Source organism: Sphingopyxis sp., from assembly GCF_035998905.1.
Taxonomy (GTDB): Bacteria; Pseudomonadota; Alphaproteobacteria; order Sphingomonadales; family Sphingomonadaceae; genus Sphingopyxis.
Genome location: NZ_DASYHG010000009.1, coordinates 44,187 through 70,474, shown reverse-complemented (window position 1 = coordinate 70,474; position 26,288 = coordinate 44,187). Strand labels below are relative to the sequence as shown.

Here is a 26,288-nt window from a genome sequence, read left to right as displayed (position 1 = left end):
GCCGGCCCGGCTTCGCCCGCCATCGGGCGGGTCTCAGGCTTCGGCGAGATCGCCGAGGGCATCCCTCAAAGGCTGTAGCCACGGCGCATAGTTGCGCCACAAATCGACCGCGTCGCGGTTGATCGGGCGCCGGACCTGTTCGGCGCTAGGCGTGCGCACCGGCCGCGCATTTTCGTGAAAATTCAGGCAGGCCTCTTCGAAGGGCAGGCCGAGATAGGCGAGCAGCGCGCGAATTTCGCGTTCGGGATCGTCGATCAGCCGCTCGTGGACCAGCCGGTGCATCGCGCCGGGCAATATCCCGTCGAGATGGTCCATGAAACGCACATAGTCGCGGTAATAATGCCCCATGTCGGCGAGCGAATAGGAAAAGCCCTGACCGCGCGCGAAATGCTGTTTGAAGTTGGCGAAGCAGCACGCCATCGCGGCTCGCCGCGCGTCGATAATCTTCGCGTTCGGAAACAGCGTCCTGATCAGTCCGACATTGAGCCAGTTGTTCGGCAATTTGTCGATTATCCACGGCTTGTCCGACTGACGGTGCTGCGCCGCCGATCGTAAATAATAGGCCGCGAGCCGGTCGATCTCCGCCGCGGGCAGCGACGCGAGGATTTGCGGATATTTCGCGATCCGGTCGGCCCAGTGGTCGGCCACCGCCTTTTGCGTGATCAGCGAGATATAGGGGAGTTCCGATGTCCCCTCGATCTGGCTGTGCGATGCCAATATCTGTTCGACGAGTGTAGAGCCGGCGCGCGGCATACCGACGATGAAGATGATCCGGGCGTCCGGGTCGCCGCCTCCTTGTTTCGCCGCGAAATATTCGGCGTCGAAGAAAGCGATCGAATCCGAGACCTCGTCGCTCATCGCTTGCGCGTCGTATCGCAGTTCGGCGCGGCGGATGCGATTGGCGGCGGCATAATGATCGAAGGATTTCGCGAAGTCGCGTTCGTCCTCGAACGCCTTGCCGAGCGAGAAATGAAGCTGCACCCGCCCGGGGTCCTGTTCGGGCAGCGCGGCGGCGAGGTCGAGCATCGACTGGCGGTCGGCGCCATCGAACGCGACGCGCTTCAGGTTGGCCAGGCCCCACCACGCCTCGGTGCGCCGCGGGTCGAGCGCGAGCGCCTTGCGAAAAGCGGCAACGCTTTGTTCGTACAGGCCGAGCGTCTTGCAGACATTGCCATAACCGACCCACAGCCATGGCTGGTCGGCCTGCAGGGCGAGCGCGTCCTCATAGGATTTCAGTGACCGGTCGTAGGCGCCAATCTGGCCGAGCGTCGTCAGCTTGGCGCTCAGCGCGGCGCGGTTCTGCGGGTCGAATGCGAGCACTTCGTCGAGCAGTGCGAGTCCCTCGCCGAAGTCACTGGTCCGGAACAGCGACCGCGCGAGGCTGATCCGCGCGTCGGCGAAGCCCGGCGACAGGTCGATCGCTTCGCGGAACAGGCGCTGCGCTTCGGCATAGATGCCGAGCCGGCTCGCGATTTCGCCGAGGATGCAGCGCGCCGCAACATGGCTGGGGGCTTGTTGCAATATCTGCCGTGCCGCTGCCTCGGCTTGCGGCAACTGCCCGGCGAGCAGCATGCGGCTTGCTTGCAGCGCCGCAGGCTCGCGAGCCTCGCGTTCGACGGCTTCGACTTCGATCACGGCGGCGCCCCTGGCGTCGCCTTGGGTCCGCAAGGCCGCTGCGGCGCCGCGCATCGCCGCGATTTCGTCCATGACGCCGCCGCCCGGCGGGGACATCATGCGGGGGCTCCGCTATTCGCCATGGTCTCGGCTAAGTCACAAAAAAATGGCCGGGGCAAGCCCCGGCCAGATGTCCGAACCGGCACCGATCAATATTTGGCGGTGATCCCGGCGTAGAAGAAACGCCCGCGGTTGCTGTAGATGCCGCTGCCGGCCCCTGCGCCCGTCAGGCCGAAGGGCGGGTTCTTGTTGAACGCATTGTCGACGCCGCCATAGAAAGTGAACTTGTCGGCGACATCGAGGCCGACCCGGAAGTCGTGATACCAGACCGCCGGATAATATTTGAACCCGTCGGCAAAGGCGTCGTCATTCTGCGGCGGGCGGCCCTGCACGCTGTTGTAATTCTCCCACGCGCCGTTCGACATCTTGCCGAGGTAGCGGGCGCGATAGCCGAAGGTGACCGCACCCGATGTCAGCGATGCGTTCACGTTGAACGCATGTTGCGGATCGCCGAGTTCGCCCAGCACGCGGTCGGCGCGGCCCGGATCAGTCGGCGACAGATAGCTGTTGTTCGTCAGCGCATAGGTATAGATCGCGCCGATCGAGAATTTCCCGACCTTGTCGATCTGGCGTTCGTAGCGCGCCTCGAAATCGATGCCGCTGACCTTCAGCTTTGCATAGTTGAGCGGGATCACGTCGAGGCTGTTTTCCAGGATGCGACCCGGAATTTCGCCGCGCGGCCCGTTGCCCGGGCCCGCGTTGCGTTCGAACAGGGCGCAGAACTGGTTGTTGAGATCGGCCGCATCATAGCAGGCGTTCAAAATGCCCTGCGCCGACGGGGCGGTGATCACATCGTTGACCGTGATATTGTAATAGTCGGCCGAGAAGCTGAACCCCGGCAGGAACTCGGGCTGGAAGACGCCGCCGATCGTGTAGGAATCGGACGTTTCTTCGCCCAAATTGGGATTACCGCCCGACAGGAAGCCGATCGAGGCCGTGTAGACATAGTCGTAACCGGCAGGCACGCCGTCGGCGGTACAGTTCGCCGCGCGGGTCGACGAGCCGGTGCCGACGTTGCGCGCCGAACAGGGGTCGACGACGGTCGCGAAATTCTGTCCGAGCGGCGTGTAGAGGTCGGCAAGGTTCGGGGCGCGGACCGCGCGCGAATAGTTGCCGCGGAAGCGCAGCGAACGGATCGGCGCCCATTCGAGACCGGCGTTATAGGCGAACACCGTCCCGGTGGACCCGCGATAGTCGGCGACGCGTGCTGCGGCGGAAACCGTCAGTTCCTGGAAGAAGGGGGTGTCCTTCAGGATCGGCAGGCGAATTTCGGCATAGGCCTCTTTCACCTCGAACGCCGGCGGGTCGAATTGCGGGATGGCGTTATAGAAGGTCATCCCGGCGGCGGTCGCGACGTCCTGGACATAGTCCGCGGTTTCGCGGCGATATTCGGCGCCGATCGCAAAACCGATCGGGCCGCCCGGCAGCTCGAACCATTTGCTGCTGTCGCCCGACATGAAGGCGCTCACGACGAATTGTGAAATCTTGCCCTTGGCCAGCGAATCCTGGAGCAGGTAGTTGCGCGCCGCCTGCGTCACATTGCCCGACCCGAAGAGGTTTACGGGAACGCACGCCGCGACGTCGGCGGCGAGCTGCGACGCGGCATAGGCCGGGTCGGCCGCCACTTCGAGCGGGACACGCGCCGAGGGGTCGATCGACGCGCGGCAGACGATGTTGCCGTTCGCGACGCCATTCTGGACGAGGCCTTGGTCGACGGCGTCGATCGCGAGCAGGTAGCGCTGCAAATTGACGTTGCCGAGGATCGCGGTCCTTTCGCGGAACTCGCCATAGTTGACCGAGAATTCATAGTTCCAGTCGTCGTTGAACTCGCCGCGAACGCCGATCACCGCGCGATAGGTTTCGCGCCGCGCCCGTTCCTCGCGGTTCGTCAGGTCGACGGCGTTCTTGAGGAAGGTGAAACCCGTCTGGTCGGCATCGGGAATACCGTCGGGGGTGTCGTTGCCGGCCGCATCGTAATAATCGCCATAATAATCGCGAATGATCGGCTTGGCCTGTTCGCTCAGATAGGGATTCTGGGTGAAGAAGCGCTCGCGCGGCGACCCCGTCGAGCCGGTGAAGAAGGGACCAGATGCGTTGCCGAGCGAGTCGGTGCGCACATATTTGGCCTCGATGAACGGCACGAAACCGGGGCTGATTTCGAAGTGGCCGATCAGGTTGGCGCTGTAGCGATCGAGCTTGGGCGCAAGACCGAACTGCGTGCCGTCGCGGAAATTGTCGCCATTGCCACCCAGATAGGCGGGAACGGGCGGAAGGCCGGTCTGTATACCCGTCTGCTGGACGAGCGTCCCGTTGGGCTGGAAGATGAACGGTGTATAGCTGCTGCCCCCCAGATAGGAGAGGAAGGTGCCGCCGTTGCTGTACGTCCCGCTGCGGATGTCGCGATAGAAAAGCGCGTCGGGCGTTCCGTCACTGCCGTTGACGGCGCCCGACGGGTCGGTGTCGACCGTGATGAAGCCGTCATTCTGCCGCAGGTTCGGGCGTCCCGAGGTGTAGAAATCTTCCTGCCGCGCGAATTCGAGGTTGATCGCGATATTGCCGCGGCCGTCGGCGAAATTCTTGCCCGCGAGCAGGCTGGCGTAATAGGAGCCCGCGTCGCCATAGGTGCTGAGGCCGCCCTGGCCGCGAAGCTGGATCCCCTCATAGCTGTCCTTGAGGATGAAGTTCACGACGCCGGCGAGCGCGTCCGACCCGTAGATCGCCGAATTGCCGCCCGTCACCACATCGACGCGTTCGATCAGGTCGGTCGGGAAGGTGTTGGTGTCGGGCGACACCGCGTTCGACAAGACGTCCGAACCGACGTGGCGCCGGCCGTTGACGAGCACGAGCGTGCGCTGCGTCCCCAGCCCGCGAAGGTCGAGGAGGTTGAGGCCCGACGTGCCAAGGAAGCGCGTCGAGTTCGACTGGCTGAACGTGCTGCGGAGCGCGGGCAGTTCGTTGAGCGTGTCGCCGACCGACGTATTGCCGCGCTCGAAAAACTCGTTGCCGGTCACCGAAACGACGGGAACCTGCGATTCCAGATTGGGCCTGCGGATGCGCGAACCGGTGACGACGATGGCATCGCCGGGACCGGCGCTGTCGACGGCTTCGTCGGCGGCCGTCGCCGAACTGTCTTCACTTTGTGCATAAGCCGGCGTTGCCAGCATGATCGCCACGGCCGAAACCCCGGCCAGACCCAGATTCCGCCGTGACCGCGATGCGGTCCAATCATCATTGTGCATGTCAGTTCCCCGGTTTGTACTCAAATCGTAACCTGCCCGTCGGACATTTACAAAAGGTCAAGCCGAACTGCTCTTTACCACCCTTGCAGTGCGACCTGTCGCGGGCATTTCGCGAAGCTTTCAAACTGCCTTCGCCAAGTCAAGCGAATTGCGACAGAATCTCGGGTGCGCGACGGCGCGCTTTCCCCCGTCGTGGCGCCGCGATGCGGCGCTTCGACGCCCGGCGATTGAATCGGCGCGAGACAGTCGATAGTGGCAGCAGGATGTTGTCAGGCGATTGCCCCAATCTTCTTCACGCTCCCCGCGCGCAATGGCCATGATGCAATCGTCGGGGGCATTATTCGCGTTGGGCCTGTTCGCCGCGCTTTGGCTGCTCGCCGGATTGTGGGCGGTCGGGCACGGCGTTGCGATGCAGCGGCGCTCGGCGTTCGTGGCGGGGCAGACCGAACGGCTCGCGAGCCTCGTCGAGGCCTCACCGCAACTTCCCGTCATCGTCCGCGCCGACTGGCGGATCGAGGCGAGCGAGCGGCTCGGACGCTGGCTGGGGCTCGAACGCGGACCGCGCAACTTCGACGAACTGCGCGGGCTGGGCAGCGGACTCGACGCGCAGGGGCATGACGCGCTGCGGCAGGCGATCCTCGGCGCGCAGCGCGGCGCGAAGCCTTTCGTGCTGAGCCTGAAGCCCGAGGCGAGTAACCGCACCATCATCGTCCATGGCGCCGCGGCGCCGCAGGCGGTCGGGGGCGCGGGCAGCGTGCTGCTCTGGCTGAGCGATGCGACCGACGGGCAGCAGGCGCTCGCGCTCGCGCGCAGCGAACGCGACGAGGCGATGGCGGCGTTCGAGGCGCTGTCGGGGCTGATCGAGGCGGCGCCGTTTCCGATGTGGTTCCGCGACACCGACCTGAACCTCGCGCTCGTCAACAGCGCCTATGTCCGCGCGGTCGAAGCGAAGAGCGCGGCCGCGGTGATCGATGGCGGGATCGAATTGTGCGAAACGGTTGCGGGCGTCAGCGCCGCCGAGGCGGCCGACGAGGCGCGCATCGCCGGATCGGCGCAGGTGCGCACGATCCCGGTGACGATCGAGGGCGAGCGGCGGATCATGCGTGTCGTCGACGTGCCGCTGGCCCCCGAAGGCGGGCGGGTGATCGGGATCGCGGGCTATGCGATCGACATCCAGGAACTCGAAAGCGAGCGCGGCGCGCATCGCCGCTTCGTCGATACCCAGCGCGAACTGCTCGACCGGCTGTCGGCGGCGGTCGCGCAATTCGGTCCGGACCAGGGGCTGGCGTTCGCCAACCTGCCGTTCCGCCGCCTGTTCGCGCTCGAGGCCGAGGATGTCACCGAGGCGCGGCCGTTCGCGCGGTTGCTCGACGCGTGGCGCGAAGGCGGGCGCACGCCCGAGGTGCGCAACTATCCCGAATGGCGGCAGGCGCATGTCGATTGGTTTGCACAGGCCGAGGCGAGCGAAGAGGACTGGCTGCTGCGCGACGGCACCCACCTGCACGTCGTCGCGCAGCCGACCCCCGACGGCGGGCTGTTGCTGATCGCCGAGGACAAGACCGAGCAGGTGCAGCTTGCGGGCGCGCGCGACACGCTGCTGCGCGTGCGCACAGCGACATTCGACAATCTGTTCGAGGCGGTCGCGGTGTTCGCCCCCGACGGACGGCTGCATCTGTGGAACCAGCGCTTCCGCCGCCTGTGGGGGATCGACGAGCCGACGCTCGCGGCGCATCCGCGCGTCGACGCGCTGATGGGCGGGCTTGCCGACCGGCTGGTCAAGCCGAGCCAGATCAGCGTCGTGCAGGAAGTCATCCGCGCCGCGACACTGGAACGGCAGCAGCGCGGCGGTGAAATCGGCTTCGCCGACGGCCGCTATTTCGACTTTGCGTCGATTCCGCTGCCCGACGGCAATGCGCTACTGATCATGCTCGACATCACCCCGAGCCGGAAGATGGAAGGCGCGCTGCGCGAACGCAATGAGGCGCTCGAGGCGGCCGACAAGGCCAAGACCGCCTTCCTGTCGCGGATGAGCTATGAATTGCGCACACCGCTCACGTCGATCGGCGGGTTCGGCGAGATGCTGCAGGCGGGCTATGCCGGCAAGCTCGCCGACCAGCAGCGCGCCTATATCGATGCGATCATGGACTCGGTCGCGGTGCTCTCGCGCCAGATCGATAATGTGCTCGATCTGGCGCAGGGCGAGGCGGGTACGCTCGCGATCGAGCGCGCGCCGGTCGACATCGGCGCGCTGCTTGAAGACGCACTCGCCGATGCGAAGGGCTTCGCGAAAAGCGAAAAGGTCGAACTTGTCGGCAATATCTCGGCGAACCTCGGCACGATCGAAGGCGATGCGCCGCGGCTGTCGCGGCTCGTCGCGGGATTGCTCGACAATGCGGTGCGCTTCACCCTGCCGTCGCGCAAGTCGGGCGCGCGGGTGCTGCTCCACGCCGACGGCGACGCGCGCGGCATCGACATCATCGTGTCCGACAATGGCCCCGGGATGCCCGAAGCGGCGGCCGCGGTCGCCAGGGGGCAGCAGTCGGGCACCGATACGGGCGGGATCGGCCTCGCGCTCGCGCGCCAACTCGTCGCGGCGCATCGCGGGACGATGGAAGTGATGAGCGAGCAGGGGCAGGGCACGCTCGTGCGGATCAGCCTGCCGCGCGGCGCATGACCGATTTCTCTATGCAATATGAACTCCGCGACGCCGGGCGGATCGGGGCGGCGATCGGGGCGGCGCTCGCGGCGGGCGATGTCGTGCTGCTATCGGGCGACCTCGGCGCGGGCAAGACGACGCTGGCGCGCGCGATGCTGAAGGCGCGGGGGCTCGCGGGCGAGGCGCCGAGCCCGACCTTCGCGATCGTCCAGCCCTATGCGCCGCCCGAGGTCGACCTGCCGATAGCGCATGTCGACCTTTACCGGATCGAAGACGAGGACGAACTGATCGAACTCGGCCTCGACGATTATCTTTACGATGGCGCGCTGCTGATCGAATGGCCCGAACGGCTGGGCGGCGAAAGCTGGCCGGGCGCGCTGCTGCTCAGGATTTCGGGTGAGGGCGACGCGCGCGCCTTGACAGCGTCGGTGCCGCCCGCTTGGGGAGCAAGATGGCCGCTCCGATGATTCCGCCCGCCCACGCCCCGGCTTTCCTTGCCGCGCATGGCTGGGGCGATGCCCAGATTTTGCCGCTCGCCGGCGATGCGTCGTTCCGGCGCTATTTCCGCGTCGTCGACGGCGACCGGCAGGCGGTGCTGATGGACGCGCCGCCGCCGCACGAGGATCCGCGACCGTTCATCGCGGTCGCCGAATATCTTTGCGACCAGGGGCTCAACGCGCCGACGATCATCGCGCGCGATCTCGACCGCGGGCTCCTCCTGATCGAGGATTTCGGCGACGTGCGGCTGCGCGAGACGGTCGACGAAAAGCTGCATAGCGAGGCGGACTATTACACCGGGCTGACCGACCTGCTCGTCCACCTCCATGCGCGGCCGGCGATGGGCGGGCTGCCCGTGCACGGCCTCGATCAATGGCTCGACGAAGTGATGCTGTTCAGCGACTGGTATTGCCCGGCGCTGGAGATCGATGTCGATCGCGATGCCTTCCGCGCGGCGTGGGAAAAGGTGCTCGCGCCCGTCGAGGCCGACGGCCTTCCGCGCGTCACTGTGCTGCGCGATTTTCATGCCGAGAATATCATGCTGGTAGAGGGGCAGGACGGCATCGCGCATTACGGTCTGCTCGATTTCCAGGACGCGCTCGTCGGGCATCCGGCCTATGACTTGGCGTCGGTGCTCGAGGATGCCCGGCGCGATGTTTCGCCGACGGTCGAAGCGGCGATGCTCGCGCGCTATCAGTCGGTGACGGGGCGGAATATCGAAGCCGCCTATTGGGCGCTCGCCGCGCAGCGCAACACGCGTATCCTCGGCGTTTTCGTCCGCTTGTGGAAACGCGACAACAAGCCGCACTACAGGAGCTTCCAGCCGCGCATGTGGGGCCTGCTCGAACGCGACCTCGCGCATCCTGCGCTTGTCCCCGTCCGGCAATGGTTCGACGCCAATGTCCCCGCTTCCAAACGGGCGGAGGCGTGGAAATGAGCGTGAAGATCGAAAGCGCGATGGTGATGGCGGCGGGGATCGGCAAACGGATGCGGCCGTTGACCGCGACGCGGCCGAAGCCGCTGGTGCGCGTTGCGGGCAAGGCGCTGATCGACCACAGCCTCGACCGGATCGAGGCGGCGGGGGTCGGGCATGTCGTCGTCAACGTCCATTACCTCGCCGACGCGCTCGAAGCACATCTCGCGGCGCAGAAGCGCAATTTCACGATTTCGATTTCGGACGAGCGCGACCTGTTGCTCGAAACCGGGGGCGGGATGGTCAAGGCGCTACCGCAGCTCAAGGGCGACCCGATCCTGATCGTCAACAGCGACAATATCTGGACCGACGGACCCGAGGACAGCATCCGGCACCTAGCGCGCCACTGGGACGGCGAGCGGATGGATGCGCTGCTGCTGCTGATCCGGCAGGCGAGCGCGACGGGGCATGGCGGGCGCGGCGATTTCCATATGGACCCCGCGGGGCGATTGTCGCGGCGCAAGCCCGGACGGATCGCGCCCTTCGTCTACACCGGCATCCAGCTCATTTCGCCGCGCCTGCTCGACGATGCGCCCGAGGGGGCTTTTTCGACGAACATATTGTGGGACCGCGCGATCGCGGCGGGGCGGCTCTATGGCTTGTCGCACATGGGGCAATGGTTCGACGTCGGCACCCCGGCGAGCATCGCGCCGACCGAAGCCGCGCTGACGGATGGCTGACGCGAAGCCGCGCGTCTTTTCGATCCCGGTCCACCGGGCCTTCGCCGATGCGCTTGCCGCCGGGCTGATCGAACGCTTTGCGGATGGCGCGCTGGGGTTGGCAGAGGGGCTGATCCTGCTGCCGAGCAATCGGGCGCGCAGCGCGGTGCAGGCAGCCTTTGTGCGTGCGGGAGGGCGGGGCCTGCTGATGCCGCGGCTGGCGGTGATCGGCGACGCCGATCTCGATGAGAGCGTTGCACTCGCGCTGGACCCGATCGACGATGCTCCGGTTCCGCCAGCGATCGATCCGCTACGCCGCCGCCTACTGCTCGCCGAACTGATCGAGCGGCACACGCCCGCAGGCGAACCGCCGATTGCCGGTGCGGCGGCGTTCCAGCTTGCCGACGGACTCGCGCGGGTGATCGACCAGCTGCATTATGAGGAAGCGCGGGTCGCCGACCTCGTCGATCTCGACCTCGGCGCCTTTGCCGGGCATTGGCAGGCGTCGCTGGGGCGGCTGCGGCTGCTCGTCGATCACTGGCCCGCCGTCCTCGCGAAGGCCGGCGGTATCGACCGCGCCGAGCGGCGCAACCGGCTGCTCGACCGCGTGACGGCGGGCTGGCGTGCCGTGCCGCCCGCGCGCTTTGTCGTTGCGGCGGGGATCACGACCGCAGCGCCCGCGATCGCACGGCTGCTGCGGACCGTTGCGAACATGGAGCGCGGGATGGTCGTGCTGCCCGGCGTCGATCAGGTCATGACGGCGGAGGAGTGGCAGGCGCTGGGTCCGACGCGGGCCGACCCCGAAGACCCGGCGCGGCCGCTGGAGACGCATCCGCAATATCATCTGAAGCTGCTGCTCGATCGCATGGGCGTGGCGCGCGACGAGGTCGTCGAATGGGACGCGGCGTCGGCGTTCGACGGCCCCGCGGCGCGCACGCCCTTCGTCTCGCTGCTCTTCGCACCCGCCGATTATACCGTGCAGTGGCAGGCCGCGGGCGACCTGTCGGCCGCAACCGCAGGGATATCGGGCGCGGTATTCGCCGACGACGGGCAGGAGGCGCAGGGGATCGCGCTGCTGATGCGGCATGCCATCGAAACGCCGGGTCGCACCGCGGCGCTGGTGACCCCCGATCGGGGGCTTGCCGAGCGCGTCGCGGCGGCGCTCGCGCGCTGGGGGATTTCGGTCGACGACAGCGCGGGCCAGCCCCTGTCGCGCACCCCGCCGGGGGCGCTGCTGTTGCTGCTCGCAAAGCTGGCGGCAGACTTCGACCCGGTCGCGCTGGTGTCGCTGCTTGGGCACCCGCTGGTGCGAAAGGGCGAAGGGCGGACGCCGTGGCTCGACCAGTTGCGGCGCTTCGACTTGCTGCTCCGCGAGCCGGGGCTGACGCCGGGATGGGACGGGGTGAGTGCGCGCATCGCCGCGCGAGTTGCCGATCCGAAGGCGCGGGGTCATGGCCGTGCGGCGGAATTGCAGCCGTGGTGGGACGAAGTGTCAGGCGCGCTCGGAGCGGCGCTCGCGCCTTTCGCATCGGCATCCGCGCCGCCCGCGATCTTGCTGGCGGCGTTGCAGAAGGGTGTCGAGTGGCTGACGGGCGATGCGGTCTGGGCGGGGCCGGCGGGCCGAATGCTCGCCGAGCTGTTCGACCAGTGGGCGCTCGCGCGCGGCGATGGTCCGGCGCTGGTCGATCCCGCCGATTTTCCCGACATGCTGGGCCAATTGCTCGGGCAGGCGAGCGTGCGGCCGCCCTATGGCGGGCATCCGCGGCTTTTCATCTGGGGCCTTCTCGAGGCGCGGTTGCAGCGCGCCGACTTGATGATCCTCGGGGGCCTCGACGAAGGGCGCTGGCCCGCGGCGACGCAGCCCGACCCTTGGCTCGCGCCGGGCATCCGGCGGTTGCTCGGCCTGCCCGCGCCCGAGCGCCAGCAGGGGATGGCGGCGCATGATTTTGCCAGCGCGCTCGCCGCGCGCGAGATCGTCGTGACGCGCGCCGAGCGGAGCGGCGGCGATCCGGCGGTCGCGTCGCGCTTCTGGTTGCGGCTCGCGGCGCTCGCGGGCGATCTGCCCGACCCGGCGCCGGACGGGATCCCTTTGACGCGGCTCGCGGCCGAGCTCGACGTGCCCGTGGGCGGCGCGCAGCCGATCGGCAAACCCGCGCCGAAACCGCCCGCCGCAGATCGCCCGCGCCGGATCAGCGTCACCGCGGTCGATCGGCTCGCGCGCGATCCCTTTGCCTTTTACGCCAACCAGATGCTCGGGCTGTCGGCGCTCGATCCGCTGAGCGCCGCGCCAGATCCGCGCTGGCGCGGGACGCGGGTGCATAAAATGTTCGAGGATTGGGTTCGCGGCGGCGCGACGCGCGAGGGGTTCGAGGCCGAACTGTGCGCGCTGGCGGGCGACCCGGCGCTCGACGCCATCGCGCGCGCCTTCTGGCTGCCGCGCATCGAACCTGCGCTGCGCTGGGCGGCCGCGCGCGTGTGGGACGCGGGCGAACGCAAGCCGCTTGCCGTCGAGGCGCAGGGCGAGATCGGGGTCGACGGGGTGACGCTGCATGGCAAGGCCGACCGGATCGACCGCGACGAAGAGGGCAGGCTCGCGATCGTCGATTATAAATCGGGTGGGGCGCCGAGCGCGAAGGCGGCGTTCGACAAGCTCGACAACCAGCTCGGTCTGCTCGGGCTGATCGCGCGCGAAGGCGGCATAAAGGGCGTCGAGGCGGCACCGGTCGGCGCGCTCGAGTATTGGAGCCTGCGGCCCGACCGCCGCGCGGGCGGTGCGGGCAAGGTGTCGAACACCTATGGATCGCGCAGCGACCTCAAGAGCGCCGAAGCGGCGATCGACCATGCCGCCGGCGCGCTGGCAGCACTCGCGGCACTCTATCTGTTCAGCGACGCGCCCTTCGTGCCGGGCGAGGGCGCGAGCTATGGCGATTACGACCAGCTGATGCGCCGCGACGAATGGTTCGGGCGGGGCGAGGAAGGGGCATGACCAAGGCGTCGCGCCTCGCAGAACTCGACGCGCGGCAGGGCGCCGCCGCCGACCCCGAAAGCCATGTGTGGCTCGGCGCTTCGGCGGGGACGGGAAAGACGCAGGTGCTGTCGGCGCGTGTGTTGCGGCTGATGCTCGACGGGGTATCGCCCGAAGCGATCCTTTGCATCACCTTCACCAAAGCCGGCGCCGCCGAGATGGCGCACCGCATCCACGAGCGGCTCGCGGCGTGGGTGCGGATGGACGACGGCGACCTCAGGCTCGACCTGCGCGCGCTGGGGCTGGCATGGGACCGGCCGGGGTTGATGGTGCGCGCGCGGTCGCTGTTCGCGACGGTGATCGACAGTCCGGGCGGCGCGATCCGGGTGCAGACGATCCACAGCTTCTGCCAGACGTTGCTCGCGAGCTTTCCGCTCGAGGCGAAGCTGCTCCCGGGCTTTCGCGCGATCGAGGAGGATGAGGCAGCGGCGCTACAGCGGCAGGTGCTGGGCGAGCTGCTCGAAGAGGGTGACGAGGGTGCGGTGCTGCGCCAGGCGGCGGCGATGCTGTCGCGGCGGCTGGGACAGGATGCGGCGCTGTCCTTCCTGTCGAGCTGCGCCGCCGCGTTCGGCGGGCCGCGCGCGGCGCTGCCGCCTTCGGCGCATGATTTGCGCGCGGCGTTCGACCTGCCCGGCGGCGATCCCGATGCGTGGGTCGCGGAGGAAATAGCCGCGGGAGCGATCGCCGAGGCCGATATCCGCGCGGTCGCGACGAGCGGTGCCGACTGGGGGACGAAGACCGGGCTTGCCTGCTCGGACGTCATGGTTGGCTGGCTGATCGCCAATGCAGCCGCGCGCGCGGCGATGCTTGGCGAGCTCGTTGGTTGCTTCCTGACGGGCAAGGGCGAGCTGCGCGCCGATTTCGCGGGCGACAAGGGCAAGATGACCGGCTGCCTCGACAGCGCCGTTCGTATCGTCGATGCCGCGCGGCACCTGCTCGCGACCGCGGCGGCGATGCGCGTCGCCGACGAACTCGCGGCGGCGTGGAAGCTCGGCGGCCGCTTTGCCGAGGGCTATGCGCTGGCGAAACGCGAACGGGGCCTTGCCGATTTCGACGACCTGATCACGCTCGCGGGCTCGCTGCTGCGCGTCAGCAGCTTTGGCGAATGGGTGCGCTTCAAGCTCGACCAGCGCACCGACCATATCCTCGTCGACGAGGCGCAGGACACGAACATGCGCCAGTGGGGTATCGTCCTGTCGATGGCCGAGGAGTTTTTCGCCGGGGCCGGCGCGAAGGAGGAGCGCATCCGCACGCTCTTCACCGTCGGCGACCGCAAGCAGGCGATCTTCGGTTTCCAGGGGACCGAACCCAAGGCGTTCGCGACCGCGCGTGACATGTTCCATGCGATGGGCGAGATCGGCGGACAGCCGTTCCGGCAGGTCGATCTGGTTTCCAACTATCGTTCGACCCCCGCGGTGCTGGCGGTGGTCGACGCCTGGCTTGCCGCCGGGGGCGCCGGGGCGATGGGACTCGACGGCGAGGAACCGCCGCACCGACCGTATCGCGAGGCACACGCGGGGCAGGTCGAACTGTGGCAGCCGCTGCCAGTGGGCAAGGCGCTCGACGCCGAGGCGGAGGAAGGCGGCGACGAGGACGGGGGCGACGCGAGCGCCCCCGCGTCGGACCCCGCCTCGATGCGGCTTGCGCGTGCGATCGCGGGCGAGGTGCAGGACTGGATCGCGCATGGCAAGGACGGCCGGCCGGTGGCGCCGGGCGATATCATGATCCTCGTGCGCCGCCGCCGCGACCTTGCGGCACGGATCGTCGCGCGGTTGCAGGCGCTTCATGTCCCGGTCGCAGGTGTCGATCGCTTCGCGCTGACGCAGCCGCTGGCGGTGCAGGACCTGATCGCGGCGATGCGCTTTGCAGTGCAGCCGCTCGACGACCTCAACCTCGCGTCTTTGCTCGTCTCGCCGCTGATCGGCTGGACACAGGACGAGCTGTATGTTCGGTCCCACAAGCGCGGCCGCGCCGCATTGTGGGAGCATCTGCGCGCGGTCGAGGGCGATATTCCCGCGGCGACGATGGCGTCGCTTCGTCATCTGCTCGGCATGGCAGACTTTACGACGCCGTTCCGATTTCTCGAAACGATCCTGTCGGGGCCGATTGACGGGCGGCGCAAGCTCACCGCGCGGTTGGGGCGCGAGGCGCGCGATCCGATCGACGAACTGCTCAATCAGGCGCTCGCCTTTGAACAGCGCGAGACGGTGTCGCTGCTCGGTTTCCTGACCGCGGTCGAAAGCAGCGGTGCCGACATCAAGCGCCAGACCGAGGCGCGCAGTGACGTCGTGCGCGTGATGACGGTGCACGGGTCGAAGGGCTTGCAGGCGCCGATCGTGATCCTCGCCGACGCGACCGACGATGCCGGGATCGGGCACCGCCCATTCAGCGTCGACGTCGCGGGGTGGGAGAAATTGCCCGTCTTCGCGGTGCCCGCCGACGAACGGCACGGCAAGCTTGCGGAGGCGCATGGCGCGGCGGCACTGGCGGCCGCACAGGAGCATTGGCGGCTCTTCTACGTCGCGATGACACGCGCCGAGGAAATCCTCGTCGTTGCCGGCGTGACGAAGAAGGCCGACCGGACGATCCCCGAAGCGAGCTGGCACGCGGCGGTCGACGATGTGCTGTCGGGCATGGGCAGCGAATGGGAGGACGCAGGGCCGATGTGGGGCCAGCGCCGCATCCACCGTGCCAATATCGGGAAATGGGCGAAGAAGGAAAAAGCGGTGAAAGTCGCGGCGCCCGCTTTGGTGCTGCCTGCATGGGCGACGCGGCCTGCGCCCGAGGAAGCGCGTCCGCCGCGTCCGCTCGCACCCTCGGCGCTCGGCGAGGATGATGTCGCGGTACCGCCGCAGGGGACTGCACGCGTCGCTGCGGTCGAGCGCGGGCTGCTCCTCCATGCATTGTTCGAGCGATTGCCGCCCGTTGCGGCGGGGCGGCGGCGCGCCGCGGCGCTACACTGGCTCGCGGCGCAGGCGCCCGTGCTCGACGAGGCGGCGCGCGAAGCGATGGTCGGCGAGGTGCTCGCGGTGCTCGACGATCCGGCGCACGCCGCTCTTTTTGGCCCCGGCAGCCTCGCGGAAGTGCCATTGTCGGCGGTGGTCGACGGGATGGTCGTCGCGGGGATCGTCGACCGGTTGCTCGTCACCGACGATGCGGTGACGGTGGTCGATTACAAGACCGGGCGCCATGTGCCCGAAAATGCCGCCGCGGTGGCACCCGCCTATCTGCGGCAGATGGCGGCCTATCGCGATGCGCTACGTGTCATTTTTCCCGGCCGCCGGGTCGAGGCGGCGTTGCTCTATAGTGCCGGACCGCGGTTGATTGTGCTCGGGGATGCTCTACTCGACGTGCACAAGCCCGGCTTGGCGGCAACCAAGGCGAATTTGCCGGGTTCAGCTCTTGAGCCGGACGCGCCGACGCCTTAGCTTGGCATCAACAGAGTTTCAGGAGTTCAGACTATGGGTACCAAGGCCATTACCGACGCCAGCTTCCAGGCTGACGTGCTCGACAGCGACACCCCGGTGCTCGTCGATTTCTGGGCCGAATGGTGCGGTCCGTGCAAGATGATCGGCCCGTCGCTCGAAGAAATCTCGGACGAACTCGCGGGCAAGGTCGTCATCGCCAAGCTCAACATCGACGATCATCCCGACGCGCCGAGCAAATATGGCGTGCGCGGTATTCCGACGATGATCCTGTTCAAGAATGGCGAGATCGCCGACACCAAGGTCGGTGCGGCGCCGAAGAGCGCGCTCAAGGGCTGGCTCGAAGGCGCGCTGTAAGGCGTCGTGATTGCGCTGACTTTCGCGCTTGGGTTGCCGCTTGCTTTCGCCGCGGCAAGCGATGGCACGGACAGATGTTTCGACCGTTCGATATCCAACGGTCACCCCGTAATGATCTATCGCGGTGACCGGAAATGCCATGATTTCAGTGCCTCGACGACCGTGTCCGGTCTATGGGTCGACGAATTCGAAGGGCAGCGCCTGATCCCTCAAGGGCGGACTTTGGAGGATGCGGAGCGTGTGCGGCGCGATGTGCGTTCACGTCGTATCTGGTTTTCGACGGACGATGAAACGCGATGGGACGCCCCTGCACCCAAGCGCGGCGAGGGCGGAAGCCAGATCTACCGGATACGCGTGACGGGGCGCTATGCGCTCAAAGCCGATCCGGCGGCACCCGGCGGCTTCGGACATTTTGGTGCTAGCGACGGGCTGTTCCTTGCCGACCGTGTCGTATCGGTCGAGCGTCTCGGGGCTGCTGGCCGCTAGCTCCGGTAATCGGCGTTGATGCTGATGTAGCCGTGGGTGAGGTCGCAGGTCCAGACGGTCGCGCGGCCTTCGCCGAGGCCGAGGTCGGCGCCGACGCGGATGTCCTGCCCAATGAGGTGCGCCGCGACGGGCGCCTCGTCATAACCGTCGACGGGCAGGCCGTCCTTCGCCACCCAATGGTCGCCGAAGCGGATCGCGAGGCGGTCGCGGTCGGCGGGTTCGCCTGCCTTGCCCACCGCCATCACGACGCGGCCCCAGTTGGCATCCTCGCCCGCTATCGCGGTTTTCACGAGCGGCGAGTTGGCGATCGCGAGCGCGACGCGCTTCGCGCTGGCGTCGCTGGTCGCGCCGGTGACCTGGATTTCGATGAATTTCGACGCGCCTTCGCCGTCGCGGACGACCTGCTGCGCGAGGTCGAGGGCGACTTCTCGGATCGCCGCATAAAGCGCATCGGCGCCCGGATCGTCGCGGGTGGTGAGCGTGGCGTGGCCCGCCTGTCCGGTCGCGAAAAGCAATACGGTGTCGCTGGTCGAGGTGTCGCTGTCGACGGTGATGCTGTTGAACGTTCCACCGGTCGCCTCGCTCAGCATGTCCTGCAACAGCGCGGGCGCGACTGCGGCGTCGGTGAAGATATAGCCGAGCATCGTTGCCATGTCGGGGGCGATCATCCCCGATCCCTTGACGATGCCCGCGACATGGACGGTGGTGCCGCCGACCACCGCGCTGGCGGCGGAACCCTTGGCGAAGGTGTCGGTGGTGCCGATCGTTTCGGCGGCCGCCTCCCACGAGCAGGGTTCGGCGGTGAGCGCGGCCGCGACCCCGGCGCGCGCCTTGTCCTTGGGCAGCGGCACACCGATGACGCCGGTCGAGCTGACGAAGACTTCGCCTTGTTCGCAGCCGAGGTGGCCGGCGACCTGCGCCATGATCTGCTCGACCGCCTCGCGCCCGCGGTAGCCGGTGAAGGCGTTGCTGTTGCCCGCGTTGACGATCAGCGCGCGGCCCTTGCCGCCCTTTACCTGTTCGCGGCCGAGTTCGACTTCGGACGAGCAGCAGACATTGCGCGTGAAGACGCCGGCGACGGTCGTGCCGGGCGCGAGTTCGACATAGGTGAGGTCGCAGCGGTCCCAGGTCTTGTACTGCGCGCGCGCGACGCGGCGCGTCACCCCGGCGATGTCGGGGAGGGCCGGAAATGAGTCGGGGGCGAGCGGTGAGCGGGTGGTCATGCCGCCCGCTTAACCGCTACGCCCCCGACGTCAATCAGGCTTTGGATGCGATCAGGCGGGAATGCCGCTGATCGACTTCACTTCCATGAAATCCTTGAGCCCGAACACGCCGCCTTCGCGGCCGTTGCCCGACGCCTTGTAGCCGCCGAACGCCGCGCCGGGGCCGGGGCCCCATGCGTTGACCGCGACCATGCCGGCGCGCAGCTTCGGTGCGATTTCGGCTGCCTTGGCGGGGTCGCCCGAAACGACCGCCGACAGGCCATATTCGGTGTCGTTCGCGATATCGACGGCTTCGTCGAGGTCGCCATAGGCCATGATCGTTGCGACGGGGCCGAAGATTTCCTCGTTCGCGATGCGCATGTCGCGCGTAACGCCCGAGAAGACCGTCGGTTTGATGTAATAGCCGCGGTTGACGTTCGAGGGCAGGCCGGTGCCACCGGTCTCAAGCGTCGCGCCCTCGTCGATCGCCGACTGGATCAGGCCTTGGATCTTGTCGAACTGCGCCTTGTTGACGACGGGGCCGATATGGCCGCCCTCGGCCTGCGGGTCGCCGACCGACGTGCCGTCGAACATCGCCTTGATGACGCCGACCGCCTCGGCCTCGCGGTCCTTCTGGACGAGGATGCGCGTCGGCGCGATGCAGCTCTGCCCGGTGTTGACGAGCACGCCCTGCACCGTCGGGGGCAGCACCGCGGCGAAATCGGCGTCGGGCAGCACGATGTTCGGCGACTTGCCGCCGAGTTCCTGATGGACGCGCTTCACGGTGTCGGCTGCCGCCTTGGCGACGAGGATGCCGGCGCGGGTCGAGCCGGTGAAGCTCACCATTTCGATGCCGGGATGCGCGCTGATCGCGTTGCCGACGGTCGGGCCGTCGCCCTGCACGAGGTTGAACACGCCGGCGGGCACGCCCGCGGCCTCGAGGATTTCGGCGAAGATCACGGCGTTGCCGGGGCATTCTTCGGAGGGCTTCAACACCATCGTGTTGCCCGCGGCGAGCGCGGGGGCGACCTTGAGTGCGATCTGGTTGAGCGGCCAGTTCCACGGCGTGATCATGCCGACGACGCCGATCGGTTCATAGGCGATCAGGCCCGCGGCATATTTTTCGGTGAAGCTGAAATCCTTGAGCGCGGCGATGGTGCCGAGGAAGCCGCCGATCCCGGCGCCGACCTGCGCGGTGCCCGCGAAGCTGACGGGGGCGCCCATTTCGCTCGCCATCGACTTGGCGAGGTCGGGCGCGCGCTTCTTATATTCCTCGACGATGCGATTGAGCAGGTCGAGGCGTTCTTCGCGCGTGGTTTGCGAGAAGGTCTTGAAGGCTTCCTTCGCCGCCGCGACGGCATCGTCGACGTCGGCTGCGGTGCCGAGCACGACGGTCGATGCGGCTTCTTCGGTCGCGGGGTTGATCACGTCGTGGAGCTTGCCGCCCTTGCTGTCGACCCAGCGGCCGCCGATGTAATTCTGCTTGAGGTGCGTTTCGGTGCTCATCATTCTTCTCCCATCGGCGGTCAATTCCGTCTCGGATTGCTACCTAATCACTGTGCCTGATGAATCAAGCGCGGCCAACTGTGAAAACTGGCGGGTCAGCGCTTTTCAGCAGCCAGGCGTGACATCAATATGGCGGCGCGCGTCGCCTGACGCGAAATGCTCGGGATGTCGACGGCTTCGCCCGGTGCGTGGTCGCCGGTGCTGTACGGCCCGAGTCCCGCGAGTCCGTCGACGTCGGCGGCGACGAAGCTGATGTCGCCGGCGCCGCGCTTCAGCGGATCGAGCGGTGCCATTTCGGCGAGCCCGAGGTCGCGGTTCACGCCGTTGAGCTTCGCGAGCAGCGCGCGGTTGCCGTCGGTCGGCGCCATCGACGGATAGCCGCCGGGGTCGAAGGCGATCTTCGCGTCGGTTCCGGGGGCGTGCGCGGCGACGATCGCCGCCATCTTCGCCTTCACCCGCTCGATCTGTTCGGGCGACAGCGCGCGGAGGTCGCCGCGCGCGATCGCGATCGGGGCGATGATGTTGGTCTTGCCGTTTACCGTGGCGCGGATGCCGCCGGCGTCGAGCTCGGCCTGTTGCCCGCCCGCGATCAGCCCGACGTTGAAGGTCAGGTTGGGTTCGGGCAGTTCGGTGCGGAAGCGGTGGATGATGCGCGTCAGTTCATAGATCGCGCCGTCGCCCGCCGCGGCGCTGAAAATGCCCGAGCTGTGTGCGCTCTTGCCCGTCGCGGTCACGGTCCAGCTGTCCGACGAGCGCCGCGCGACCGAACCCATGTCGGCGCCGTTATCGCGAACCAGCCCCTCGAAATCGAGCGCGACGTCGCTGCGCTTGCCCGCGGCGATCAGGTCGGCGCGCGCTTTCTCGATCGGCGTGCCCGAATCTTCCTCGTCGCCGGTCATGTGGATTTCGATATTGGCGTCTTTCAGCGTGCCCGCCGCCTTCATAGCGCGCAGCGCCGCGACGATGACAACCATGCCGCCCTTGTCGTCCCCCGCGCCGGGGCCTTCGCCCATATCGCCCTTCCGGACGAATGTCTGGAACGGGGAGTCGGGTTCGAACACCGTGTCGAGATGCGCGATGAGGAGCAGGCGCTTGCCATCGGGCTTGCCCGTGTGCGTTGCGATCAGGTGGCCAGCGCGGCCGGTGTCGCGCATATCTTTCCATTCGACCTTGAAGCCAAGCGGTTCGAGTTCGGCGCGCATCATCGCCCCGACCTTTTCGACGCCTTCCAGATTCTGCGATCCGCTGTTCTGGTTGACGAGCTTTTCGAGCAGCGCGAGGCTGCGCGCCTGTTCGGCCGTGACCGTCTTCGCCATGCCGCTTTCGGCTTTGGACAGCTTGGCCGCCGCGGCGGGCGCGAGCGCGAGATGAAGGGCGACGAGGGCGACAAAAGGCAGTGATTTCATGGGGAGACTCCTCTGGACATCGCCCTTGTGGCGTCTCGTTTGTCGCGCTGCAAGCAGTCAGCCGGGGCGCACCATGAAGATGTCGCCGGCGAGGCTGACGAGGAAGAGGTTGCCCACGCTGTCCTCGCCGAACGAGGCGATCGAACGGAGCGTCCCGGCATCGGGCGTGAAATCCTCGTTCCGAAGCGCGAAGCGCGAGGAATCGAGCGTCTTGCCGTCGGCGAGGCTGGCGAAAGGCACCGACCAGATGTTGTTCGATATGAAGTCGGCGAAGACATAATGACCCCGCAAAGCCGTCACCGGGCCGCGATAGACATAACCGCCGGTGATTGAATTGCCCTGCCGCGGGCCGCTGCCATGCCGATATTCGGCAACGGGATTGAAGCTTTCTTCGACCGGTCCGCTCGACCGGTAAAGCTGCGTTCCCTCCTGGTCGGGCCAGCCGAAATATTTGCCGGGCCGCGTCGTCGTGATCATGTCGATTTCCTCGACTGCATCCTGGCCGACGTCGCCGATGAGCAAGGTGTTCTCGTGGAAAGAGGCACGGAAGGGATTGCGAAGGCCGAACGCATAAACATAAGGGTCAAAGAATCTGAAGGAGTTGCCGCCGGCCGGGGTGTAGACGCTGCCGCTCGCATCCACCGAGAAGCGCAATATCTTGCCGCTTCGAGACAGTGTTTGCCGCGCGTCGGTCGGGTCGCCGCCGTCGCCGGTGGTGACATAAACCATGCCATCGGGACCGAAGCCGATCCAGCCGCCACAATGAATGCTGGTCGGACGGCTGATGGTCATGACCGTGTCATAGACCGTCGACGAATCGGGCCGGCCGAGCGTGTAGCGGCGCACCTGCGTCCTGCCATCAGACCCCGACGCGAGCACGAACAGCCGCTGCGACGTGGCATGATCGGGGTACGCCGCCAGCCCGAGCAAGCCGCTTTCGCCGACGGTCGAAATGTCGGTGATGTTGAGCACGAGCGTCCGGCTGCCGCTCGCGGGGTCGAAGCGGTACACCTTGCCGCCCTTTTCGACGACATAGACGCGGCTGTCGCCAGGAATCGGTGCGACGTAGAGCGGCTGGTCGAAACCGGTGCCGACGCGCACGACCGATATGCCGTCGCGGGTGTCGGTGACGGTGATGTTGACCGCCTGCGTTGCGACGGCCTTTCCGTCGGTCACCCGCAACTGGACGGCATAGACATTGTCGCCATTCGCATCGCCGGGCGCGTCATAGTCGGGCGCGGTGTTGAAGCGCAGCGCACCCGTCGTCGTGATCGAAAACAACGCCGCATCGGCGCCGCCGTCGATGGCAAAGGTCAGCGGGTCGCCGTCGGGATCGGTGGCCGTCGCCTGATAGGCGGCGGCCGTATTTTCAGCGATGCTCGCGGTCTGGAGTGAGGTGAAGACCGGAGGGGTGTTGGCCGCGGGCGGCGTGCCCCCGCCGCCGTTGCCATCGCCGCCGCCGCATCCGCTCAGCAGCAGGGAGCCGATGAGAAAGGCGCGCATCCGCATGATCGAAAACCCCTTTTTTGCGCTTGTCGTTCGCGCGAAGGTGCCACTTGCGGATAAAGGAGGCAAGTAAGTACCCCCGCGACGACGGCATCTCTCAGCGGGGTTCTTTCACCTCTTCGAAATCGTCGAGCTTGTCGAGCGCGTCGCGGGCGACTTTCTGGAGCGCGAAGCGGTTGACCGCGAGCCCCTTCGCGTCGTCGCCGGAGAGCTCGTCGATGGTGAAGGCGACGCGGGTGCGATCGGGCGCCAGTTCCTCGAAGGTGAATTTCAGCCCGGTGGCGAGCGCGCCGTCGTCGACGCTGTAGATCAGATGCGCCTCACGCGGGATTTCCATCGCAACGGCCACCTTGACCTTATAGGCATCGGGCCGTTCCTTGGGAACCAGCTGCGCAAATCCGGGTTCGCCCTTTTCTGCCACGAGTTCGTAGAGCCGCGTCGAGCCGCCGTTGGTGACGAGCGGCAGGCCGGCAAAGGCGCTGCCGTCGCCGAACATCTTTGCGAACACCTGCTCGCGCGGCGCAGCGACGGTCCGCGTCTGATTGGCCAGTTCGGCAACCTTCCCGCAGCCGGTGACAAGCAGGAACGCCATGACCGGAAACACCATACGCAACATCGAAAATCCCCCCGGAAAGAGGGGTTTCTCATAGCGCACGCGTCTTACCAAAGCGTAATCGCGGATGTCCCGACCCGGCATGTGTAAAGAGTGTTTGACACTTCAGCATTGCTTCTGTAAAGAGTTCTTTACAGGCAGGGAGCGGGCGTTGGAAAATCGGGTTCGCGAATATCGGGAAGGGGCGGGCTGGAGCCAGGGCGAACTGGCCCGGCGCCTCGGTGTATCGCGCCAGACGATCAACGCGGTCGAAACCGACAAATATGACCCGAGCCTGCCGCTTGCGCTGCGCATGGCCCGCCTGTTCGGGCTCGAAGTGCGCGAATTGTTCGTCGACCATTGGACGCCGGAGATCGAAGAATGAACAGCATGACCGAGGATAAGCCAGCGAAGTGGAAGCGCACGGGAATGCAGATGCTCGTCGGCGCGCTTGTCGGCGGCGGCGTGATGGCGGCGGTGCTCGCGGTCGCGGGATCGGACCTGCTTGACGCAATGGGCCCCTCGCGCGTCGCGCTGGGTGCCGTCGGCCTCGTCTATGCGATGATGGCGGCGCTCGTCGGCTTCGGCCTGGCGGCGCCGCGGGCAGGGGCGAAGCTGCTCAACGTCGCCGATGCCGAAGAATTGCGCGAGGAGCGGCGCGGTATGATGCGATCGACCGTCACGATGGCGGCGCTCGGCGTGGCGCTCGTCCTGCTGGCCTTGGCGCGCGGTCCGGGTTTCGCCGCGGGCGTTGTCCCGGCGGGTGTCGCCATGGGCGTCTTGCTGATTGTCTTCGTCGCCGGCGTGGTCGCGTCGTGGCGCTGGCGGAACGACTTCGACGAACTCAACCACCAGCTGGGTCTCGAAGGATGCTTCTGGGCCTTTTGCCTCAGCTGGGTGTTGCTCACCCTGTGGGGCGCCGCCGATTTCCTCGGCTGGGGCGCGGTGCTGACCCCGATCGACGTCGTCACGACATTGTCGGCGATGATGCTGCTCGGCGCGTTTGTCGCGATCGGGCGGCGCGGGATGATGACGCGCTGATGTGAAAAAGGGCGCCCGGTTCCCCCGAACCGGACGCCCTTTCCCTTGGCAACGCCGATCCTGCGGATCAGGCGCTGTAGTACATGTCGAATTCGACCGGGCTCGGGGTCTGCTCGAAGCGATAGACCTCGTCCCACTTCAGCTCGACATAGGCTTCGATCTGGTCCTTCGAGAAGACGTCGCCCTTCAGGAGGAAGTCGTGGTCGGCGAGCAGGCTGTCGAGCGCTTCGCGCAAGCTGCCGCACACGGTCGGGACTTCGCTCAGTTCCTCGGGCGGCAGGTCGTACAGATTCTTGTCCATCGCGTCGCCGGGGTGGATCTTGTTCTGGATGCCGTCGAGGCCCGCCATCAGCAGCGCCGAATAGCAGAGATAGGGGTTGGCCATCGCGTCGGGGAAACGGAACTCGACGCGCTTCGACTTGGCGCCAGCACCGTACGGGATGCGGCACGAGGCCGAACGGTTGCGCGACGAGTAGGCGAGCAGCACCGGCGCCTCGAAGCCCGGGACGAGGCGCTTGTAGCTGTTCGTCGTCGGGTTGGTGAAGGCGTTGAGTGCCTTGGCATGCTTCACGACACCGCCGATGAAATAGAGGCACATGTCGGAAAGGCCGGCATAGCCGTTGCCTGCGAAGAGCGGCTTGCCCTTTTCCCAGATCGAGATGTGGGTGTGCATGCCGCTGCCGTTGTCGTCCTTGATCGGCTTCGGCATGAAGGTCGCGGTCTTGCCATAGGCATGCGCGACCTGGTGCACGACGTACTTGTAGATCTGCATGCGGTCGGCGGTTTCGGTGAGCGTGCCGAAGGTCAGGCCAAGCTCGTGCTGCGCGGCGGCGACTTCATGGTGATGCTTGTCGCAGGGCAGGCCCATTTCGAGCATCGTCGAGACCATCTCGGCGCGGATATCGACGGCGCTGTCGACCGGTGCGACAGGGAAATAACCGCCCTTGGCGCGCGGACGGTGCGCGAGGTTGCCGCCTTCATAGCTGCGGCCGGTGTTCGTCGGCAGCTCGATATCGTCGATCTCGAAGCCCGACTTGTTGTAGCCGGTTTCGAAGCGGACGTCGTCGAACATGAAAAATTCGGCTTCGGGGCCGACATAGACGGTGTCGCCGATGCCGGTCGAGGCGACATAGGCTTCGGCGCGCTTCGCGGTGGTGCGCGGGTCGCGGGCATAGCCTTCGCCGGTCGACGGCTCGACGATGTCGCAGAAGATCACGAGCATCGGGGTCGCCGAGAAGGGATCGTCATAGACCGCGTCGAGGTCGGGCTTGAGGATCATGTCGCTCTCGTTGATCGCCTTCCAGCCTTCGATCGACGAACCGTCGAACATCAGGCCGTCTTCGAGTTCGTCCTCGCCGAGGATCGAGGCGACCATGGTCAGGTGCTGCCACTTGCCCTTGGGGTCGGTGAAGCGCAGGTCGACCCACTCGATGTCGTTTTCCTTGATCCGCGCGATGATATCCTTGGGCTTCGTAGCCATCGTCTATGCTTCCTTCTTGCGAAATGGTCCGGCGTGCCGGGGTGTGTTGGGGTTCCAAAAAGTGCGAGAGATTAAAGCGCGTCCTCGTTGCGTTCGCCGGTGCGAATGCGGAGCGCGGTTTCGACCGGAATGACAAAGATCTTGCCGTCGCCGATGCGGCCGGTCTGCGCGGCGGCGGCGATCGCCTCCACGACGCGTTCGGCCATCGAATCCTCGACGATGACTTCGAGCTTCACCTTGGGCAGGAAGTCGACGACATATTCGGCGCCGCGATAGAGTTCGGTATGACCCTTCTGGCGGCCGAAACCCTTGGCTTCGGTGACGGTGATCCCGCTGACACCCACTTCGTGCAGCGCTTCCTTCACTTCGTCGAGCTTGAACGGCTTGATGATCGCCTCAATCTTCTTCACGCTTCTTGTCCCCCTTTGGGCTGGCCGCCGCCCCTTGCGCATCGAGCCGGATCAGCTGGGCTGGCCCGGTTCGCCGTCGAGTCGGTGCGGTGT

Annotated in this window: 19 protein-coding genes; 10 read left to right on the top strand and 9 right to left on the bottom strand. The window is 66.8% G+C overall.

The annotated features are described in order from the left end of the window. Positions 1-33 precede the first annotated feature (33 nt). Positions 34-1,734, bottom strand: a complete 1,701-nt coding sequence (locus VGN62_RS02625) for a tetratricopeptide repeat-containing sulfotransferase family protein (protein WP_327450885.1) — start codon at positions 1,732-1,734, stop codon at positions 34-36. An 89-nt stretch (positions 1,735-1,823) separates the two neighbouring features. Next, positions 1,824-4,973 carry a TonB-dependent receptor domain-containing protein gene (locus tag VGN62_RS02620; protein ID WP_327450883.1) on the bottom strand — a complete coding sequence of 1,050 codons (3,150 nt, stop codon included), beginning with the start codon at positions 4,971-4,973 and terminating at the stop codon, positions 1,824-1,826. A 316-nt stretch (positions 4,974-5,289) separates the two neighbouring features. On the opposite strand from VGN62_RS02620, the gene VGN62_RS02615 reads away from it, so the two are divergent. The 8 genes from VGN62_RS02615 to VGN62_RS02580 are packed head-to-tail and all read left to right on the top strand — an operon-like array spanning position 5,290 to position 17,052. Further along, a complete protein-coding gene (locus VGN62_RS02615) occupies positions 5,290-7,647 on the top strand; it encodes a PAS domain-containing sensor histidine kinase (RefSeq protein ID WP_414713238.1) in 2,358 nt (785 codons plus the stop codon). Positions 7,648-7,658: 11 nt separating this feature from the next. Next, a complete protein-coding gene (gene tsaE / locus VGN62_RS02610) occupies positions 7,659-8,096 on the top strand; it encodes a tRNA (adenosine(37)-N6)-threonylcarbamoyltransferase complex ATPase subunit type 1 TsaE (protein WP_414713241.1) in 438 nt (145 codons plus the stop codon). After that, a complete protein-coding gene (locus VGN62_RS02605) occupies positions 8,093-9,064 on the top strand; it encodes an aminoglycoside phosphotransferase family protein (protein WP_327451345.1) in 972 nt (323 codons plus the stop codon). The genes tsaE and VGN62_RS02605 overlap by 4 nt, the downstream gene beginning before the upstream one ends. Then, a complete protein-coding gene (locus tag VGN62_RS02600) occupies positions 9,061-9,780 on the top strand; it encodes a nucleotidyltransferase family protein (protein ID WP_327450876.1) in 720 nt (239 codons plus the stop codon). Before VGN62_RS02605 ends, VGN62_RS02600 begins: the two co-directional genes overlap by 4 nt. Beyond that, positions 9,773-12,745 carry a double-strand break repair protein AddB gene (gene addB / locus VGN62_RS02595; RefSeq protein ID WP_327450874.1) on the top strand — a complete coding sequence of 991 codons (2,973 nt, stop codon included), beginning with the start codon at positions 9,773-9,775 and terminating at the stop codon, positions 12,743-12,745. Before VGN62_RS02600 ends, addB begins: the two co-directional genes overlap by 8 nt. Continuing rightward, on the top strand, positions 12,742-16,212 hold the full coding sequence (addA, locus tag VGN62_RS02590; RefSeq protein WP_327450872.1) for a double-strand break repair helicase AddA: 3,471 nt from the start codon (positions 12,742-12,744) through the stop codon (positions 16,210-16,212). The genes addB and addA overlap by 4 nt, the downstream gene beginning before the upstream one ends. 33 nt (positions 16,213-16,245) lie before the next feature. Then, entirely contained in the window at positions 16,246-16,566 is a 321-nt protein-coding gene (gene trxA, locus VGN62_RS02585) for a thioredoxin TrxA (protein WP_327450870.1), read from the top strand. A 6-nt stretch (positions 16,567-16,572) separates the two neighbouring features. Further along, on the top strand, positions 16,573-17,052 hold the full coding sequence (locus VGN62_RS02580) for a hypothetical protein (protein WP_327450868.1): 480 nt from the start codon (positions 16,573-16,575) through the stop codon (positions 17,050-17,052). On the opposite strand, the gene argJ is transcribed toward VGN62_RS02580, so the two are convergent. The 5 genes from argJ to VGN62_RS02555 form a co-directional block, all read right to left on the bottom strand. Next, complete coding sequence (argJ, locus tag VGN62_RS02575) at positions 17,049-18,275, bottom strand: bifunctional glutamate N-acetyltransferase/amino-acid acetyltransferase ArgJ (RefSeq protein WP_327450866.1); 1,227 nt, start codon at positions 18,273-18,275, stop codon at positions 17,049-17,051. The genes VGN62_RS02580 and argJ overlap by 4 nt on opposite strands. A gap of 51 nt (positions 18,276-18,326) precedes the next feature. Next, positions 18,327-19,760 carry an aldehyde dehydrogenase family protein gene (locus VGN62_RS02570; RefSeq protein ID WP_327450864.1) on the bottom strand — a complete coding sequence of 478 codons (1,434 nt, stop codon included), beginning with the start codon at positions 19,758-19,760 and terminating at the stop codon, positions 18,327-18,329. A gap of 95 nt (positions 19,761-19,855) precedes the next feature. Continuing rightward, positions 19,856-21,166 (bottom strand): M20/M25/M40 family metallo-hydrolase, encoded by a 1,311-nt coding sequence (locus VGN62_RS02565; protein ID WP_327450862.1) that lies wholly within the window; start codon positions 21,164-21,166, stop codon positions 19,856-19,858. 57 nt (positions 21,167-21,223) lie between these two features. Beyond that, positions 21,224-22,675 carry a PQQ-dependent sugar dehydrogenase gene (locus VGN62_RS02560; RefSeq protein ID WP_327450860.1) on the bottom strand — a complete coding sequence of 484 codons (1,452 nt, stop codon included), beginning with the start codon at positions 22,673-22,675 and terminating at the stop codon, positions 21,224-21,226. A gap of 94 nt (positions 22,676-22,769) precedes the next feature. Continuing rightward, the gene (locus VGN62_RS02555) at positions 22,770-23,288 is read right to left on the bottom strand and encodes a hypothetical protein (protein ID WP_327450858.1); all 519 of its coding nucleotides are present in this window, start codon (positions 23,286-23,288) and stop codon (positions 22,770-22,772) included. Between the two features lie 148 nt (positions 23,289-23,436). Between VGN62_RS02555 and VGN62_RS02550 the strand changes: the two genes are divergently transcribed. Both VGN62_RS02550 and VGN62_RS02545 read left to right on the top strand, forming a co-directional pair. After that, positions 23,437-23,649 (top strand): helix-turn-helix transcriptional regulator, encoded by a 213-nt coding sequence (locus VGN62_RS02550; RefSeq protein ID WP_327450856.1) that lies wholly within the window; start codon positions 23,437-23,439, stop codon positions 23,647-23,649. A gap of 5 nt (positions 23,650-23,654) precedes the next feature. Beyond that, positions 23,655-24,305, top strand: a complete 651-nt coding sequence (locus tag VGN62_RS02545) for a hypothetical protein (protein ID WP_327450854.1) — start codon at positions 23,655-23,657, stop codon at positions 24,303-24,305. 67 nt (positions 24,306-24,372) lie between these two features. On the opposite strand, the gene glnA is transcribed toward VGN62_RS02545, so the two are convergent. Beyond that, positions 24,373-25,785, bottom strand: coding sequence for a type I glutamate--ammonia ligase (gene glnA / locus VGN62_RS02540; protein WP_062176552.1), 1,413 nt, complete (start codon positions 25,783-25,785; stop codon positions 24,373-24,375). 71 nt (positions 25,786-25,856) lie between these two features. Continuing rightward, the gene (locus VGN62_RS02535) at positions 25,857-26,195 is read right to left on the bottom strand and encodes a P-II family nitrogen regulator (protein ID WP_037518110.1); all 339 of its coding nucleotides are present in this window, start codon (positions 26,193-26,195) and stop codon (positions 25,857-25,859) included. Between the last annotated feature and the right edge of the window lie 93 nt (positions 26,196-26,288).